The sequence below is a fragment of the Phycisphaerales bacterium AB-hyl4 genome, assembly GCA_041821185.1.
Taxonomy (GTDB): domain Bacteria; phylum Planctomycetota; class Phycisphaerae; order Phycisphaerales; family Phycisphaeraceae; genus Natronomicrosphaera; species Natronomicrosphaera hydrolytica.
Window position 1 is genome coordinate 486,239 of the sequence record JBGUBD010000003.1, and the last position, 14,550, is coordinate 500,788.

At 64.5% G+C, this 14,550-nt stretch carries 14 protein-coding genes; 10 read left to right on the forward strand and 4 right to left on the reverse strand.

Annotated features, from left to right (window positions below; genetic code table 11):
* Window positions 1-8 precede the first annotated feature (8 nt).
* The 7 genes from ACERK3_06565 (at window position 9) to ACERK3_06595 (ending at window position 5,612) form a co-directional block, all read left to right on the forward strand.
* Complete coding sequence (locus tag ACERK3_06565) at window positions 9-1,040, forward strand: AAA family ATPase (protein MFA9477959.1); 1,032 nt, start codon at window positions 9-11, stop codon at window positions 1,038-1,040.
* A 16-nt stretch (window positions 1,041-1,056) separates the two neighbouring features.
* The gene (locus ACERK3_06570; GenBank protein ID MFA9477960.1) at window positions 1,057-1,284 is read left to right on the forward strand and encodes a hypothetical protein; all 228 of its coding nucleotides are present in this window, start codon (window positions 1,057-1,059) and stop codon (window positions 1,282-1,284) included.
* A 65-nt stretch (window positions 1,285-1,349) separates the two neighbouring features.
* Window positions 1,350-1,808 (forward strand): GxxExxY protein, encoded by a 459-nt coding sequence (locus ACERK3_06575; GenBank protein MFA9477961.1) that lies wholly within the window; start codon window positions 1,350-1,352, stop codon window positions 1,806-1,808.
* Window positions 1,801-2,733, forward strand: coding sequence for a DUF58 domain-containing protein (locus tag ACERK3_06580; protein ID MFA9477962.1), 933 nt, complete (start codon window positions 1,801-1,803; stop codon window positions 2,731-2,733). Before ACERK3_06575 ends, ACERK3_06580 begins: the two co-directional genes overlap by 8 nt.
* A 136-nt stretch (window positions 2,734-2,869) precedes the next feature.
* Window positions 2,870-3,754 (forward strand): branched-chain-amino-acid transaminase, encoded by an 885-nt coding sequence (ilvE, locus tag ACERK3_06585; protein ID MFA9477963.1) that lies wholly within the window; start codon window positions 2,870-2,872, stop codon window positions 3,752-3,754.
* 82 nt (window positions 3,755-3,836) lie between these two features.
* The gene (gene truD, locus ACERK3_06590; GenBank protein MFA9477964.1) at window positions 3,837-5,129 is read left to right on the forward strand and encodes a tRNA pseudouridine(13) synthase TruD; all 1,293 of its coding nucleotides are present in this window, start codon (window positions 3,837-3,839) and stop codon (window positions 5,127-5,129) included.
* A 240-nt stretch (window positions 5,130-5,369) separates the two neighbouring features.
* Window positions 5,370-5,612 (forward strand): hypothetical protein, encoded by a 243-nt coding sequence (locus ACERK3_06595; protein MFA9477965.1) that lies wholly within the window; start codon window positions 5,370-5,372, stop codon window positions 5,610-5,612.
* Between the two features lie 10 nt (window positions 5,613-5,622).
* Here the strand turns inward: ACERK3_06595 and ACERK3_06600 are convergent, their stop codons facing one another.
* From ACERK3_06600 to rnc, 4 genes are all read right to left on the reverse strand, one after another.
* Window positions 5,623-6,114: a hypothetical protein gene (locus tag ACERK3_06600; GenBank protein MFA9477966.1), complete on the reverse strand. Its 492-nt coding sequence runs from the start codon at window positions 6,112-6,114 to the stop codon at window positions 5,623-5,625.
* Window positions 6,115-6,134: 20 nt separating this feature from the next.
* On the reverse strand, window positions 6,135-7,301 hold the full coding sequence (locus ACERK3_06605) for a zinc-dependent alcohol dehydrogenase (GenBank protein MFA9477967.1): 1,167 nt from the start codon (window positions 7,299-7,301) through the stop codon (window positions 6,135-6,137).
* Window positions 7,302-7,390: 89 nt separating this feature from the next.
* Window positions 7,391-8,203, reverse strand: coding sequence for an SRPBCC family protein (locus ACERK3_06610; protein ID MFA9477968.1), 813 nt, complete (start codon window positions 8,201-8,203; stop codon window positions 7,391-7,393).
* A 235-nt stretch (window positions 8,204-8,438) separates the two neighbouring features.
* Window positions 8,439-9,182, reverse strand: coding sequence for a ribonuclease III (rnc, locus tag ACERK3_06615; protein MFA9477969.1), 744 nt, complete (start codon window positions 9,180-9,182; stop codon window positions 8,439-8,441).
* A gap of 214 nt (window positions 9,183-9,396) precedes the next feature.
* Here rnc and ACERK3_06620 point away from each other — a divergent pair, with 214 nt between their 5' ends.
* The 3 genes from ACERK3_06620 to rpmH all read left to right on the forward strand — a co-directional run bounded on the left by ACERK3_06620 (window position 9,397) and on the right by rpmH (window position 14,354).
* Window positions 9,397-11,406: a hypothetical protein gene (locus ACERK3_06620; GenBank protein ID MFA9477970.1), complete on the forward strand. Its 2,010-nt coding sequence runs from the start codon at window positions 9,397-9,399 to the stop codon at window positions 11,404-11,406.
* A 113-nt stretch (window positions 11,407-11,519) separates the two neighbouring features.
* Window positions 11,520-14,144, forward strand: a complete 2,625-nt coding sequence (locus tag ACERK3_06625) for a hypothetical protein (protein MFA9477971.1) — start codon at window positions 11,520-11,522, stop codon at window positions 14,142-14,144.
* A gap of 60 nt (window positions 14,145-14,204) precedes the next feature.
* A complete protein-coding gene (gene rpmH, locus ACERK3_06630) occupies window positions 14,205-14,354 on the forward strand; it encodes a 50S ribosomal protein L34 (protein ID MFA9477972.1) in 150 nt (49 codons plus the stop codon).
* The last annotated feature ends 196 nt before the right edge of the window (window positions 14,355-14,550 follow it).

Consider the following 14,550-nt stretch of genomic DNA (forward strand, 5'->3'; position numbering starts at 1 on the left):
GATCACCCATGTCCGAACTTAACGAACAACAGATCCTCGAACAGGCCGAGCACTTCCGCCGCGACTACAAGGCCGTCCGCGATCAGATCGGCAAGATGATCGTCGGCCACGACGAAATCGTCGACGGCGTGCTCACCTGCCTCTTCGTCGGCGGCCACGCCCTACTCGAAGGCGTGCCCGGCCTCGGCAAAACGCTGCTCATCCGCTCGCTCAGCGAAGCGCTGTCGCTGCGGTTCAACCGTGTGCAGTTCACGCCCGACCTGATGCCCGCCGACATCACGGGCACGACGATTGTCGTCGAGGCGCGTAATGATGACGGCACGGTCAGCCGACAGTTCCAGTTCCAGAAGGGCCCGATCTTCGCCCAGATCGTGCTCGCCGACGAAATCAACCGCGCAACGCCCAAGACGCAGTCCGCCATGCTCGAAGCGATGCAGGAAAAGTCCGTCACCGTGGCGGGCACGACGTACAAGATGGACCCGCCCTTCTTCGTCATGGCCACGCAGAACCCGCTGGAGCAGGAAGGCACGTATCCGCTGCCTGAAGCGCAGCTCGACCGCTTCTTCTTCAAGCTCGATGTAGGCTACTCATCGCGCGAAGAGTTGCATGAGATCATGAACCGCACCACGCGAGCCGACCACCCCAACATCGAGCCCGTGCTGGATGCTGCCAAGATCCTCGGCTACCAGAAGGTGATCCGCCAGGTCATCATCGCGCCACACGTGCAGGACTATGCGATCCGAGCCGTGCTCGCGACCCACCCGGAGAACGCTGAGTTCGCCGGGGCGTTGACAAAACAGTTCGTCCGCGTCGGCGGCTCCCCCCGCGCGGCCCAGTCGCTGGTGCTCGGCGGCAAGGTGCGTGCGCTACTCGATAACCGGGCACATGTGAGCATCGACGACGTGCGAGCCGTGCTGCTGCCCGCGCTGCGTCACCGTTTGCTGTTGAACTTTGAAGGGCAAGCCGAGGGCGTCACGCCGGACATGGTGCTGAACGACATCGTCGACCACCTGCCCGCCGAGGCCACGGCGAAGGTGTGAGAGGAGCCCCGAGCGCATGAACGATCACCAACCGATGGGTGAAGTGGAAAAGCGCCGCACAGAAGTTCGGCCCTTCTTTCGGCTGCTATGCCTGCCGATCGTGCTGATCGCTCCCTTCAGTTTGGCTGTGTTGGTCTACATGGAAGGGTCAATGTTTTTGATTGGTGCGTCAACATTGGTGCTGTTTTTTGCGGGCTTCGGGTGGATCATGCTTTACGGCACACGGCCGCGCTGGTGGACTTGAACGGGAAAGGCCCACGAGTTTTCGATGAACCGCGAAGGCGCGAAGAAACGAAGGGAGCGAAGGGGATGGGATTAGAGAAGTATCAGGAGTTGGACCCGGAGCTTGAAGCGCTTGCGCAAGCGGTCATCGGGGCGGCAATTGAGGTGCATCGGCAGTTGGGGCCGGGCTTTCTGGAAAGCGTGTACGAGAAGGCGTTATCCATCGAATTGAGTTCACGCAATATCCCCCATGCTTGCCAACATCCAACACAGGTTTGTTATCGAGGTGCGGTTGTTGGTGAAGGGCGCATTGACATCCTCGTTGCAGAGCGTCTGATCCTCGAACTGAAATGCATCGATCGGTTCGAGCCGATCCATGAAGCAACTGTCATCAGCTACCTGAAGGCGACAAACCTGAACCTCGGCCTCCTGATTAATTTCCGGAAGCCTCGGCTCGTGGATGGCCTGAAACGCGTGGTCTACACTCCCCAATCCCCTTCGCGAACTTCGCGTCCTTCGCCCCTTCGCGGTGAATCGAATGAGTGAAACGCACACCCGCCGTGACGACACCCTGCTCACCCCCGAGTTCATGCATCAGCTTGATCGGCTGGATGTCATGTCGCGCAAGATCCTCACCGGCAAACTTCAGGGCGAGCGGCGGTCGAAGAAGAAAGGCCAATCCGTCGAGTTTGCCGACTATCGCAACTACGTCGTCGGCGACGACCTGCGATTCATCGACTGGAACCTCTACGCCCGGCTCGACAAACTGTTCCTCCGCCTGTTCATGGAAGAGGAAGACCTCGCCGTCAGCGTCGCGATCGACATCACCGGCAGCATGGACTACGGCGAACCCAACAAGCTCATGTACGCCAAGCGTCTCGCCGCGGCGCTCGGCTATATCGGACTGGTGAACTACAACCGCGTGTCGCTATTCAGTTTCACCGATACCGTGGTGGACCAGCTGCCCGGCCTGCGCGGACGTCGGCCCGTCCCGCGCATGCTCGACTTCCTTCAGCAGCAGCAGATCGCAAAACCACAAACGACGCCCGGCAGCGCGGGCAATCTCGAAACCGTCTGCAAACGACTGGCGCTCCTGCAGCGGCAGCCGGGCATCGTCATCCTCGTCAGCGACTTTTTCGACAAGGGCGAACTCGGCGACGCGCTTCGCTACCTGGCCAGCGATCGGTATGACACGTATGCGCTGCAACTGCTCAGCCCACAGGAGCTGGACCCGGTCAAGGGCCAGGTCGTCGGCGACCTTCGACTCAAAGACGTCGAAGACGGCGACATCGCGGAGGTCTCCATCACGCCCGCCCTGGTCAAGCGATACAAGGCCAACCTGCAAGCCTACTGCCAGCACGTCCGCGACCAGTGCCTTCGCCGAGGCATCGCGTACCTCATGAGCGACACGAGCGTCCCATTCGAGACCGTCGTGCTCAAATACCTCCGGCAGCGCGGGCTGGTGGGGTAATTTTGGATTCTGGTTTCTGGTTGGAGAGGCGGTCCTTTCTGAAAACCAGAGACCAGAAACCAGAAACGAGAAACCCAACTGCATCACTTGGCGGGGGGCGGTATAATCCGGCTCTTTGCCCCATGGAGTCGGCCCCTTGTCGAAACGGATCTGGTTAAACGGAAAGCTCGTCCCGCCTGAGCAGGCGACGGTGAACGTGTACGATCACGGCCTGCTGTACGGCGACGGCGTATTTGAGGGCATTCGGGCCTACAACGGCCGGGTGTTCAAGCTGCGCACCCACCTTCGTCGGCTGTACGAGTCGGCTGTGGCGATTCGGCTGGAGATCCCGTACACGATCGACGAGCTGGCCGAGGCGGTGCGCGAGACGATCGCCGCGAACGATCGGCAGGACGGCTACATCCGCCTCTGCGTCACGCGCGGCGTGGGCACGCTGGGGCTGAACCCGTTCACCTGCGAAGCGCCCAACGTTTTCATCATCGTCGACAGCATCAAGCTCTACCCGGCCGAGCTGTATGAGCAGGGCATGGAGATTGTGACCGCCTCGACGGTGCGCAATCATCCGATGGCCCTTTCGCCGCGGATCAAGAGCATGAATTACCTCAACAACATCCTCGCCAAGATCGAGGCGCTGGATGCCGGGGTGATGGAAGCGGTGATGCTCAACCACCTCGGCTACGTGGCCGAGTGCACGGGTGACAACATCTTCATCGTGCGCAAGCGTGACGGCCAGCCGGTGGTGTACAGTCCGCCGCTGCATGCCGGCGTGCTGGAGGGCATCACGATGCGGGCCGTGGAGGGCTTGGCGCGTGACGCGGGCCTGTGCTTGGAGCGGGTGGATTTGACGCGGTACGACCTGTACACCGCTGACGAAATGTTCCTCACCGGCACGGCGGCGGAGGTGATCCCGGTGACCAAGGTCGACGGCCGAGTCATCGGCGACGGCAAGCCGGGCAAGGTCACGCTCAGCCTGTTCGACGCCTTCCACAAGCTGGTGCAGAACAACGCGCCGGAAGACTGAAATCAGTTTCTAGTTTCGAGTTTGGCTTTGTGAAACTCAACTCGTAACTCGAAACCAGAAACTCGAAACTAGAAACGCCCCCATGAACCCTATCCACGACCTTGCTTACCTGACGCCTGACCTGCCCGGCGTGGGTGGGCGGATCAAACTGCGCCCCGATGATTTTCTCGTTGAAGAGCAACCGCTCTATGAGCCGACCGGCGAAGGCGAGCACCTCTACCTGTTCATCGAGAAGCGACAGATCGCCACGACCGATGTCGTTCGGCAACTGGTCAAAGCGTTTCGCGTAAGTCGCCGGGACGTCGGCTTCGCCGGGATGAAAGACAAGCATGCGATCAGTCGGCAGCACTTTTCCGTCCGCATGACCGACGCGGAGGCATCGCAGGATGAAGCACTCGAAAGCCTGTCGCGCGATGACCGGGTGACGCTGCTGTGGGCGGACCGGCATGGCAATAAGCTGCGGCGGGGGCATCTGGCGGGCAATCGGTTTGTGATTCGCATCCGCGAGATCGAGCCCACACGGGACACGTTGATCGCCAAGCGCGTGCTCGACCGCCTCGCGGCAGCGGGCGTGCCGAACTACCTCGGCGAGCAGCGGTTCGGCTATCGACAGAACAACCACGAAGTGGGTCGCCTGCTGCTGCTGGGCGAGCACCAGGCCGTGCTCGATGCGATGCTCGGCAAGCCGGAGGCGTACGAAAGCGAAGCGGTTCAACTCGGCCGAGCTGCGTACGACCGGGGCGATTATGCCGAAGCGCTGGCGCATTGGCCGAAGCATCTGCGGTTTGATCGGCAGGCGTTGGACGCGCTGCGGCAGGGTCGCAGCGCGGAGAAGGCGGTTGCGGCGATCGATCGCAACCAGCGCGCGTTTTTGATCACGGCGTTGCAGAGCGCGGCGTTCAACCGTGTGCTGCACGAACGGCTCTCGGGGGGCACGTTCGACCGCCTGCTGCCGGGCGACCTGGCGTGGAAGCATGACAGCCGGGCGGTGTTCAGCGTCGATGAAGCGACAGCCGAGTTGGAGAACGGGCCGACGGGTCGCGTGCCGCAGATGGCGGTGTCGCCTTCGGGGCCGATGTGGGGGCCTGACATGACCCAGGCCGAGGGCGAGCCGGGGCGGATGGAGCGTGAGGCGCTCGCGTTGTTCGGCCTGAGCGAAGCCGACCTGCAAGGGCATCGCCTCGCGGCGGTGGAGGGGGCCCGCCGACCGCTGCGCATTCCGCTGCGCGACCCGGACCTGTCCGGCGGCGTGGACGAGCATGGCTCGTATATTCGACTGGCGTTCGAACTGCCACGCGGCGCGTTCGCGACCGTGGTGCTGCGCGAGATCATGAAACAGAACGTGGCCGATGATGATGACGATGACACGGCGTGACTGACCTCACGACACTATGTCGTGGGCATCGCTCTGCCTGATCCCAACGCATTTGCCCTTTCGCTGCCCAGTGGGTGCGCAGCAGGACGCCGCCCCACCCCTCAAAACACACTTTAAACACTGTTAAAGCCGACCGACTGCGTTGTGGCACGGCGGTTGCGTTATGCCTGTCCGCGTGATGCGGCAAGGCCTGCCAATCGGCGGTTACACAGCATGGAGGGCTCAAGTATGAACATTGACATGGAAGACATTCTCACATTCGCACGCGGCGTGGCACGCGATCATCAGCGGGTGCTGGCCGAGCGAGATGTCGATTTCATCCGCTTCCTGGTGGAGGTCGCGCGACGCCATCGCTTCAGCGCCGCGCTGCTGCGGACGCGCGTGCAATGGTATGTGACCTACAACGCTTCCAAGGTCGGGCTGGTGTCCGCGCCGATTCCGTCGGCGATAGCTGCACCGACGGCAACGTCCTCGGCGGCGTGAGCGGACGCCATTACTCAAACAGGCTCGTATGAACGGAGAGCGCACGATCTTCGCCATGCGTGCCTTCGATCACGACAGGCTGATTGATCTCCAGCGGTCGGCCCATCTGCACCGTCATCGGCGCGGCGTCGTCGGTGGTCACGCTAACCGTCATCGGCGTATCTTCATCGGTCGTGACGCTGACGGCCAGCGGCGATTCGAACGCCTCGCGGAGCGTCTGGCCGGCCGTCTCGATGGAGTTGGCGTGCCCCTCGACCGCGGCGAGCACATCGTCAGTGACGAGCGCTTCGATGCGTTCAATGGCCGCTTCGGTCGTTGCCCGAGCGCTATCGCCAGCGGTGACGCCCGCGCGTTCCATGGCCTGGGCGTGCTGCCTGGCGGTCGCGTCGGCGCGGTTCATCGCCATGTTCACGCTGAAGAAAATGCCGATCACGAGCACGAGGCTTGCGACCACCATTGCTCCGCCGAAGATCCATGCCGCGGTTGTGAGGTTGCCTTGCATAGGGGTTGTCGCCGTGGGTGTCAGGGTTTGAGTATGACCTTGATGCATTCGGTTTTGTTTTCGTTGAACAGATCGTAGGCCTTGGGCGCTTCGCCGAGTTTGAAACGGTGGGTGATGACGAAGGTCGGGTCGATGTCGCCGTTGCGAATGCGATCGAGCAGTGGCTGGAGGTAGCGGTGCATGTGGGTTTGGCCCATGCGGAAGGTGAGGCCCTTGCCGAAGGCCGCGCCGAGGGGGAACTTGTCGAGCAGGCCGCCGTAGACGCCGGGGATGGAGACCGTGCCGCCCTTTCGGCAGCAGTGGATGGCCTGGCGTAGGGCGTGCGGGCGGTCGGTGGCGGCGTAGGCGGCGGCCTTGAGGCGGTCGTACAGCGCGTCGGGCGTGATGCCATGCGACTCGAGGCCGACGGCGTCGATCACCGCGTCGGCGCCGCGGCCGGCGGTCATGTCCATAATGCGGTCGAAGACATATTCGTCGCTGAAGTCGATCGTCTCCGCGCCGGCCTGCTCGGCCATGGACAGGCGAGAGACGTAATGATCAATCGCGATCACGCGCGCCGCCCCGAGCATGAACGCGCTGCGGATGGCAAACTGCCCCACCGGCCCCGCGCCCCAGATGGCGACGACGTCGCCTTTATGAATATTGCACTGTTCCGCCGCCTGATAGCCGGTGGGGAAGATGTCGGAGAGAAACAGCACCTGCTCATCGCTGAGGTCATCGGGCACTTTGATGGGGCCGGTGTCGGCAAAGGGGACGCGGACGTACTCGGCCTGGCCGCCGGCGTAGCCCCCGAACAAGTGCGAGTAGCCGAACAGCGCCGAGGGCGCGAAGCCGTACATCGCCTCGGCCTTTTCGGGCGAGGGGTTGGAATTATCACACAACGACCAGAGGGTTTGTTCGCAGAACCAGCACTTGCCGCATGAGATGGTAAAGGGCACGACGACGCGGTCGCCCACGGCCAGGTTGTGAACGTCGTGGCCGAGCTCAACGATTTCGCCCATGAACTCGTGGCCGAGGATGTCGCCCTTGCCCATGGTGGGGATGTAGCCGTTGTAGAGATGCAGATCGCTGCCGCAGATGGCGGTGCTGGTCACGCGGACGATGGCGTCGCGGGAGTTGATGATCTTCGGGTCGTCCACGCGTTCGACCTTGACGTTCTGCTTGCCGCACCAGGTGACTGCTTTCATGACGGATGCTCCTGATCGAGCCGGCGAAGGCGGGGCGGGGAACGGGTTTCTCGTTTAGGGTTTCTTGTTTCCGGTCTGGGGTTGGGCCCTCAGCATCGGCCGCGCGGTTGGCCGTGGTTGGTCGCGATTTCGCCGGCTTCCATCAGTTGCTTGAATCGGCGAAGGTCTTCGTGAAGCTGCTGGGAGGGCGCTTCGCCGAGGGCGTACGCGAAGGCAGCGCCGACGACGCCGGCCGGGGGGTGGTAGCTGAAGCTGACTTCAACGATCGAGCCGTGGTCGTTTGCTTCAGACGACTGAAATCGCACGTAGCCGTGGTTGGGCACGTCGGCATTCGGGTCGGCGCGCCAGGCGATCAGTTCGTTGGGGCGGTCGTCGGTGATCTGCGCGTCCCACTCGACCGTGCCGCGCGGGCCGGTGACGACCCAGTGCGATCGTCCGTCATCAAGTGTGTCGATACGTTGGACGTGGCGCATGATGCGCGGCAGGTTGCCCAGGTCGCGCCAGTAGGCGTACAACTCGTCGACAGGTCGGTTGATTCGCGTGCGTCGCGAGACCTCAATGGATCGGCCGAGTGGATGGCTGGTAAGCGACGCGTCCTTATGGGTGACGCCCACGGCTTCGTAGCCGGCGCAATGGCCCGTCGCGCCGCGATAAGCCAGCCCGACGCCGGTCGCGGCGAGGCTCGTGCCGCCGAGGAAGGACCCACGGCGGACGAGCATCAACAGGCCCAGCAGCGTTAATGTCGTGCCGACGACCCCCGACCCGACGCGTTCGAGTGTGCCGACGTTGATACGGTCGGCGGACTGATCGCGGCGAGCTGCGGCGTCGCGCTTCGCTTGCTGTGCAGTGGGATGGATTTGCCCGGGTAGCCGTGACGCTGTGTCGGTTTCAGGTGGGGACATGTCGATACTCCTGCCGCCTCGCGTTGCGATTTGAGCCCATATCACACACGCCAGCCACGCAAGTGTAGCGCCGGGTTCGGTTGGCCGACGAACGGCCCGAGGGTAACCCGGTTAAAAAGGGCAAACTCAGCATCGCCCCGACGATATTCCGGGCGCATCGCTGGGATATGGCAGGTCGGTGAGATGTAGCGGCGGCGGTGAGATGTGGCGGCGGAAGCGACGTGCTTAGACGTCCTCAGCTGGCCGTCGACTCGACGGAAGCGTCGGAGTCCGTGTCGAGCATGCCGACATGCCCCTCCTCGTCGATGTCCGCCAGGCCAAGCTCATTCAACGCCAGCAGCGCCGCCTTCTGCTCGGCCTCTTTCTTGGAGTTGGCCCAGGCGGAGCTGAAGCGGCGGCCGGCGAGCTCGACGCAGACTTCAAAGCACTTCGCGTGGTCCGGGCCCTTCTCATCCAGCAGCGCGTAGCTGGGGTTGGCGGGCAGGTGCTTCTGCGCGTGCTGCTGGAGGACGCTTTTGAAATTATGCTGGTGGGCGCTGTTGGCGGCTTCGTCGATATATTCTTGCATCGTTTCGATGATGAACCGGCTCGCCGGCTCGAGGCCGCCGTCGAGATAGATCGCGCCGATGATCGATTCGAGCACGGCGGCGGCGATGGAACTGGGCAGGTTGCCCCGGCCGGCCATGCCCTTGCCGAGGTTGAGCATCTCGGCGAGCTTGAGCTTCAGGCTCACCTTCGCGCAGACGCGTCGGCTGACCACCGAGCTTTTGATCTTGGTCAGCTCGCCTTCGAGCAGTTCGGGGAAATTTTTGAAAAGATACTCACAGACGACAAACCCGAGGATCGCATCGCCGAGAAACTCCAGCCTTTCGTTGGACTGGAGCCGATCGCCGGCGATCGACGCATGGGTCAGCGCCTCGGTCAGCAGGGATTCGTCTTTGAAACGGTACCCAAGGCAGTCTTCAATCTGGTCGATCATGAAACAGCTACTGCAGCCCGCGCCCGGTGGCTTGCAAAATGCGAGCCGGTTGCTGCCGTTGAGGCGCAACCTGCTCGCGGTCATAACCGGTGCCCTGGCGGCGTTCTGGGGGCGGGCCAGCACGTCGCTGGGGCAGCGGCAAACGTCGAACCGAGTATCAGCGGCAGGCGTAAGGTTGTCAATGCCCTACTTGCCGATTACGCTGCTCCGGAGCATGAGATTGATTCTACGCCCGCCCGCCGTCGGTTTACCACTCCTCGCACTGCTGTGCTTCGCTTTGGCCGGGCTGGCCATGCCACGCCCCGCCCTCGCCAGCCCACCGGACGAGCCGACGCCTATCATGGGCCTCGACGAAGTCCGCGTCGGCATGAAAGGCTACGGCCTGACCGTCTTCAGCGGTACGCGCATCGAGCCGTTCCCCATCGAAGTCGTCAGCGTCATCAACCACAGCGGGCCGCAGCGCAGCATCATCTGGATCCGCGCGCTCGATGAACGCATCGAAAAATCCGGGCCCGTCCAGGGCATGTCCGGCTCGCCGATCTTCCTCTGGGACGATGGCGAGGAACAGGCCCCCGGCCAGGGCGGCCGACTCATCGGCGCGTTCGCCTTCGGCTATTCCGAGGTCAAAGAGCCGCTCGTCGGCGTCCAGCCCATCGAGTACATGCGGCAGACCGGCGACCGCGTCGACCGCGAAACCCCCTCCGCCCGCGCCGCCGGCTCGACCGCCGGCCTCGCCCGCGACGCCATGCAGATGCTCCAGCGGCTCGAACGCATCGCCGACGCCCGCAACGTCGCCGACATCGACCGCATGCAGCTCACCGCCGCCAAGGCCCTGCTCGAACCGCTGCTGACCAGCCAACGCGACGGCGAGCAGGCCCGCGACCGCCTGCCCGACCTGCCGCGCGACCACGCCGGCCGGGGCGATGTCATGCCCATGCTGCTGCCGATGGCGGTCGAATCGCCCGATGTGGCGTCGATGCTTCGGCCGCTGCTCGAACCGATGGGCATCACCACCGTGGGCGGCGGCGGCATGATCGCAGGCCCCCCGCCGCTGGGCATGGATGTCGAAGGCGTCAAGCTCGAACCCGGCAGCGTGCTCAGCGTGCCCCTGGTGTTCGGCGACCTCGATCTCTCCGCCTCGGGCACCGTCACCGACGTGCTGCCCGACGGCACGGTGCTCGCCTTCGGCCACCGGATGTTCGGCGAAGGGCCGATCAACCTGCCCATGGCCAGCGGGTTCGTCCACTTCATCGTGCCCCGCCTGAGCCTGAGCTTCAAGGTCAGCGGCAGCCTCGATGTCGCCGGCACGCTGTTGCAGGACGAAATCGCCGGCATCGCCGGCACGCCCGACCAGCAGTTCTCCGTCGCGCCGCTGACCATCAACGTCGCCATGCCCGGCCACGGCGAGCAGACCTACAACTACAACGTCGTCGACCACCCCCGCCTCACACCCACGCTCACCGCGCTGGCGACCCTCCGCAGCATCACCGCCGCGCAGGACCTGCCCGTCGAGCACACCATCTACCTCGACGGCGAGCTTCGCTTCACCGGCGGCCATGTCATCCACCTCGATAGCATGATGGCCGGCCAAGGCGCGTTCGGCGCGCTGTTCGAGTTGCTGCCGCCGCTGGCGACTGCAATGCAGAACCCCCACGAAGCGCTCAAGCTCGAATCGGTCGTAGTCAACACCCGCGTCGTCCCCGAGCTGCGCATGGGCACGATCGTCAACGCGCGACTGGACCAGGCCGAGGTCGCCCCCGGCAAGCAGATCGGCGTGACGGTGTGGGTGCGGCCGTACGGCCAGTCCGTGCAGCAGTTCCGCACCCAGGTCCGCGTACCGCCGGCACTGCCCGAAGGCGACTACCAACTCATCGTCTCCGGCGCGGACACGTATCTCGGACAGATGGTCGCCACCCGGCCGCACCTGTTCATGACCTCCTCCGTGGACGACCTGATGGAAATGATGCAGCGCATCCTGTCCGTTCGGCGGGACCGCATCCACGCAACACTGCTGCTGCCGGAACAGGGCATCGCCGTCGGCCGACATGAGCTGCCGCAACTGCCCTCCAGTCGGCGGGCGATGATCTTCACGCCGACCAGCACGGTCGCCATGCCGTTCATGGAAACCGTCGAAGGCCACGTCGAAACGGACATGGCCATTCAGGGCGAGCTCGCCTTTACCGTACACGTTCGCAACAACGGCCACCGCCCGACGGAAGAATGACACGCAACCCGCTTTAGCCGCGAAGCGCAGCGGAGCGCGCTCGTGGCCGAACCCCACCCGACCGCGCTCCGCTGCGCTTCACGGCTAACTTTCAACTTGAAACGGAACGATTCATGCGTTCAATAAAGACGACGACACACCTGCTCACCGCCGCACTGACCCTCGCGGCCGTTACCGCGACCGCCTCGGCTGTCCAGCCCCAGCGATGGACCCACCGCACCGAAGCCGACTTCAACGACGGCGAAGTGCGCGACACCGTCGTCACCAACCTCGGCGACATCATGCTCGCCACCGGCTCGGACATCATCGGCGAGATGCCCGAACAGGCGAGCATCACCTACGACCTCCAGCGCGTCGGAGACACGATCTACGTCGCCGCCGGCCCCGAAGCGAAGCTCATGCGGTTCAACGCAGACGGCGAGTTCGACGAGGTGATCGCCCTGCCCAATGAACAGGTGTTCACCCTCGACCGCATCGACGGCGAGCTGCTTGTCGCCGTCAGCGGCGCCAGCAGCCGACTGGCGACACTCGACGCAGACGGCGAACTGGTCACGCTCGTCGAGCTGCCCGACGTGCAGTACATCTGGGACACGGTCGTACGCGATGACGCGATCTACCTCGCCACCGGCACAGAGGGGCAAGTGCTCCGCGTCGCACGCGAAGGCGGCGGCACGTTCAGCGAGCCCACCGTGGTGCTCGACGCCAACCAGACCAACGTGCTCACGCTCGCCGCCGACGCCAACGGTCGGCTGTACGCCGGCACGGATACGGATGGCCTGATCTACCGCCTCACCCCGCGCAACGGCGACGAGTGGGAGGCGTTCGTGCTGTACGACGCACCAGAGCCGGAGGTGGCGGCATTGCTCGTGCTCGACGATGGCACGGTCTTCGCCGGTACCGCCGACGCGGAACAGGCCCGTCCAGGCCGACTCGAAGACGCTGCCGCCGACCCGGCCGGCCGACCGGACGTGCCCGCCGGCCCCGAGCCCGCGCCGCCCGCGGAAGACGACATGCCCGAGCCGGAGGACATCCCCGCCGTTCCGCCGGAGGCCGACCCGATCGAAGACCCCGATGGTGACGGCGTCGAGGCCCCCGGAGAGCCGGAACCGCAAAACGGCGACGAAGCCATTGACGACGTCGACGGCGTGGTCGACGACCCCGAGCCGGACCCGATGCGTGCGATGATCCGCCGATGGCAGGCGGGCCCGCTGGCCGCATCGCCCTCGACAAGCCGACTCGATACGAACAACGCACCGGATGCCCCGGAAACCCCGGCCGATTCCGACGCCCCGGCTGCCGCCCCCGAGGTGACGCCCGACGCCACCCCAACCGCCGAGCAGCGCGACCGCATGCGTGAGCAGGTGCGTGGCCAGCTTCGCGACGCCCGCGACACCGGCACGCTACAGGCCGGCGTGCGTGCCGCCCCAAGGCAGCAGGCCCGCCGCGCCCCGACCAGCCAGCGTGCTCGCCCTGCCGAAGCGCGTCGGGCCACGCAGGCCGGCAATGCGATCTACCGCATCGACCCGCAAGGCTTCGTCAACGAAGTGTTCCGCGAGTCGGTGATGATTTTCAAAATCGTCGAAGCCGGCGACCGCCTGCTCGTGGCGACTGGCAATGAAGGGCAGCTCTACTCCGTCAACCCGCGGACCGAAGAGACCACCATCATCGCCGACCTCACCCCCGAGCAGATCACCAGCATCCTCGTCACCGACGACGGCGAGCTGCTGCTCGGCACGGCCAACGCCGCGCAACTCGTCCGCCTCGACGACACCATGGCCAACCGCGGCACATACACCAGCAAGGTGCTCGACGCCACGCAGATCAGTCTCTTCGGCACGCTCCGCCTCACCGCGGACATCCCCGAGGGCACGAGCGTGCTCGTCGAAACCCGCAGCGGCAACGTCGGCGACCCCGACCAGGCGCCGTGGGCCCAGTGGACCGAAGCCCAGACCTTCCGCCACAACGCGGACGCCTCGTCGCTTCAGCCGCGCGAGGTGAAGGTGGACGCGCCGCCGGCCCGGTTCCTGCAGTATCGCCTGACGCTGTTGGGTAACCGCGACGCGACGCCAGTCATCAGCCAGATTGAGACGGCGTATGTGATGCCCAACCTGCCGCCGCGTGTGCGTTCAGTGCGGGCCCAGTACCCCGGCGCGGCGCGTGGCCGAGGCGGTTCGGGCGACAACCCGCCGTCGACGCGGATGAACATCGAATGGGACGCCAGCGATCCGAACGAGGACGAGCTGGTCTACAAGGTGGAGTATCAGCCCGCCGGTTCGAGCCGGTACATTCTCATTGCCGACGACGTCCGCGAGACGAGTTATGAGTGGGAAACGCGTCGCGTGCCGGACGGCCGATATGTCATCCGCGTGACCGCCAGCGATCGGCCGAGCAATCCGCCGGACATGGCCAAAACCACCACCCGCCGCAGCGACGCCGTGCTGGTGGACAACACGCCGCCGACCCTCGACGAACTGGACGTGGCCTTGGAAGGCGGCGACGTGAAAGTGTCGGGCCTGGCGGTAGATGCGCTCTCGCCGATCCAGTCGATCGCGTATGCGGTGAACAATACGGACGAGTACACGCCTGTGCTGCCGGACGACCTGATCTTCGATTCGACACGCGAGCGATTCAGCGTTACAATCCCGAATCTGGACTCGGGGCAGCATGTGGTGACGCTGCGCGTGCGGGATGCACGGGGCAACACCCGCCACGAGGCCGTGATGGTCGATGTGGATTGACCCGATTATGAAGGCCCACGGAATGACTCCGTGGGGTGAACGACAGCAGGAGCGAACGCAATGTCCACGCACTACCCCAAACGACGCAGCCTGAGAAAGCGCGTCCGCAAGTTTGGTTTCCGAGCACGCATGAAGACGAAGAACGGCCGCAAACTGCTGAACCGTCGCCGCCGCATCGGCAGCACGCTCGAAGTACGTCGCCGCTTCTAAGCTCGCGTCGTCATCAACACAACACAAAAACGCCCGTGCCCCGCGCGCGGGCGTTTTTCATGCGCGCCGCCGGCACGCAGTGACAAGTTTATACGGCTTCAAGTTAATCCCAGCGCGTCCGGTTCCCTCTCCCTTCCAGGGAGAGGGTCAGGGTGAGGGTCGGACGACCCCGTACCATCCGCGACGCAGCATGCTG

What these genes read in the sequence shown, in the direction of transcription:
- rpmH (MFA9477972.1), top strand. Translation starts at nt 14,205, where the DNA reads ATGTCCACGCACTACCCCAAACGACGCAGCCTGAGAAAGCGCGTCCGC.
- truD (MFA9477964.1), top strand. Translation starts at nt 3,837, where the DNA reads ATGAACCCTATCCACGACCTTGCTTACCTGACGCCTGACCTGCCCGGC.
- ACERK3_06620 (MFA9477970.1), top strand. Translation starts at nt 9,397, where the DNA reads ATGAGATTGATTCTACGCCCGCCCGCCGTCGGTTTACCACTCCTCGCA.
- ACERK3_06565 (MFA9477959.1), top strand. Translation starts at nt 9, where the DNA reads ATGTCCGAACTTAACGAACAACAGATCCTCGAACAGGCCGAGCACTTC.
- ACERK3_06625 (MFA9477971.1), top strand. Translation starts at nt 11,520, where the DNA reads ATGCGTTCAATAAAGACGACGACACACCTGCTCACCGCCGCACTGACC.
- ACERK3_06570 (MFA9477960.1), top strand. Translation starts at nt 1,057, where the DNA reads ATGAACGATCACCAACCGATGGGTGAAGTGGAAAAGCGCCGCACAGAA.
- ACERK3_06605 (MFA9477967.1), bottom strand. Translation starts at nt 7,301, where the DNA reads ATGAAAGCAGTCACCTGGTGCGGCAAGCAGAACGTCAAGGTCGAACGC.
- ACERK3_06580 (MFA9477962.1), top strand. Translation starts at nt 1,801, where the DNA reads ATGAGTGAAACGCACACCCGCCGTGACGACACCCTGCTCACCCCCGAG.
- ACERK3_06610 (MFA9477968.1), bottom strand. Translation starts at nt 8,203, where the DNA reads ATGTCCCCACCTGAAACCGACACAGCGTCACGGCTACCCGGGCAAATC.
- ACERK3_06595 (MFA9477965.1), top strand. Translation starts at nt 5,370, where the DNA reads ATGGAAGACATTCTCACATTCGCACGCGGCGTGGCACGCGATCATCAG.
- ACERK3_06575 (MFA9477961.1), top strand. Translation starts at nt 1,350, where the DNA reads ATGGGATTAGAGAAGTATCAGGAGTTGGACCCGGAGCTTGAAGCGCTT.
- rnc (MFA9477969.1), bottom strand. Translation starts at nt 9,182, where the DNA reads ATGATCGACCAGATTGAAGACTGCCTTGGGTACCGTTTCAAAGACGAA.
- ACERK3_06600 (MFA9477966.1), bottom strand. Translation starts at nt 6,114, where the DNA reads ATGCAAGGCAACCTCACAACCGCGGCATGGATCTTCGGCGGAGCAATG.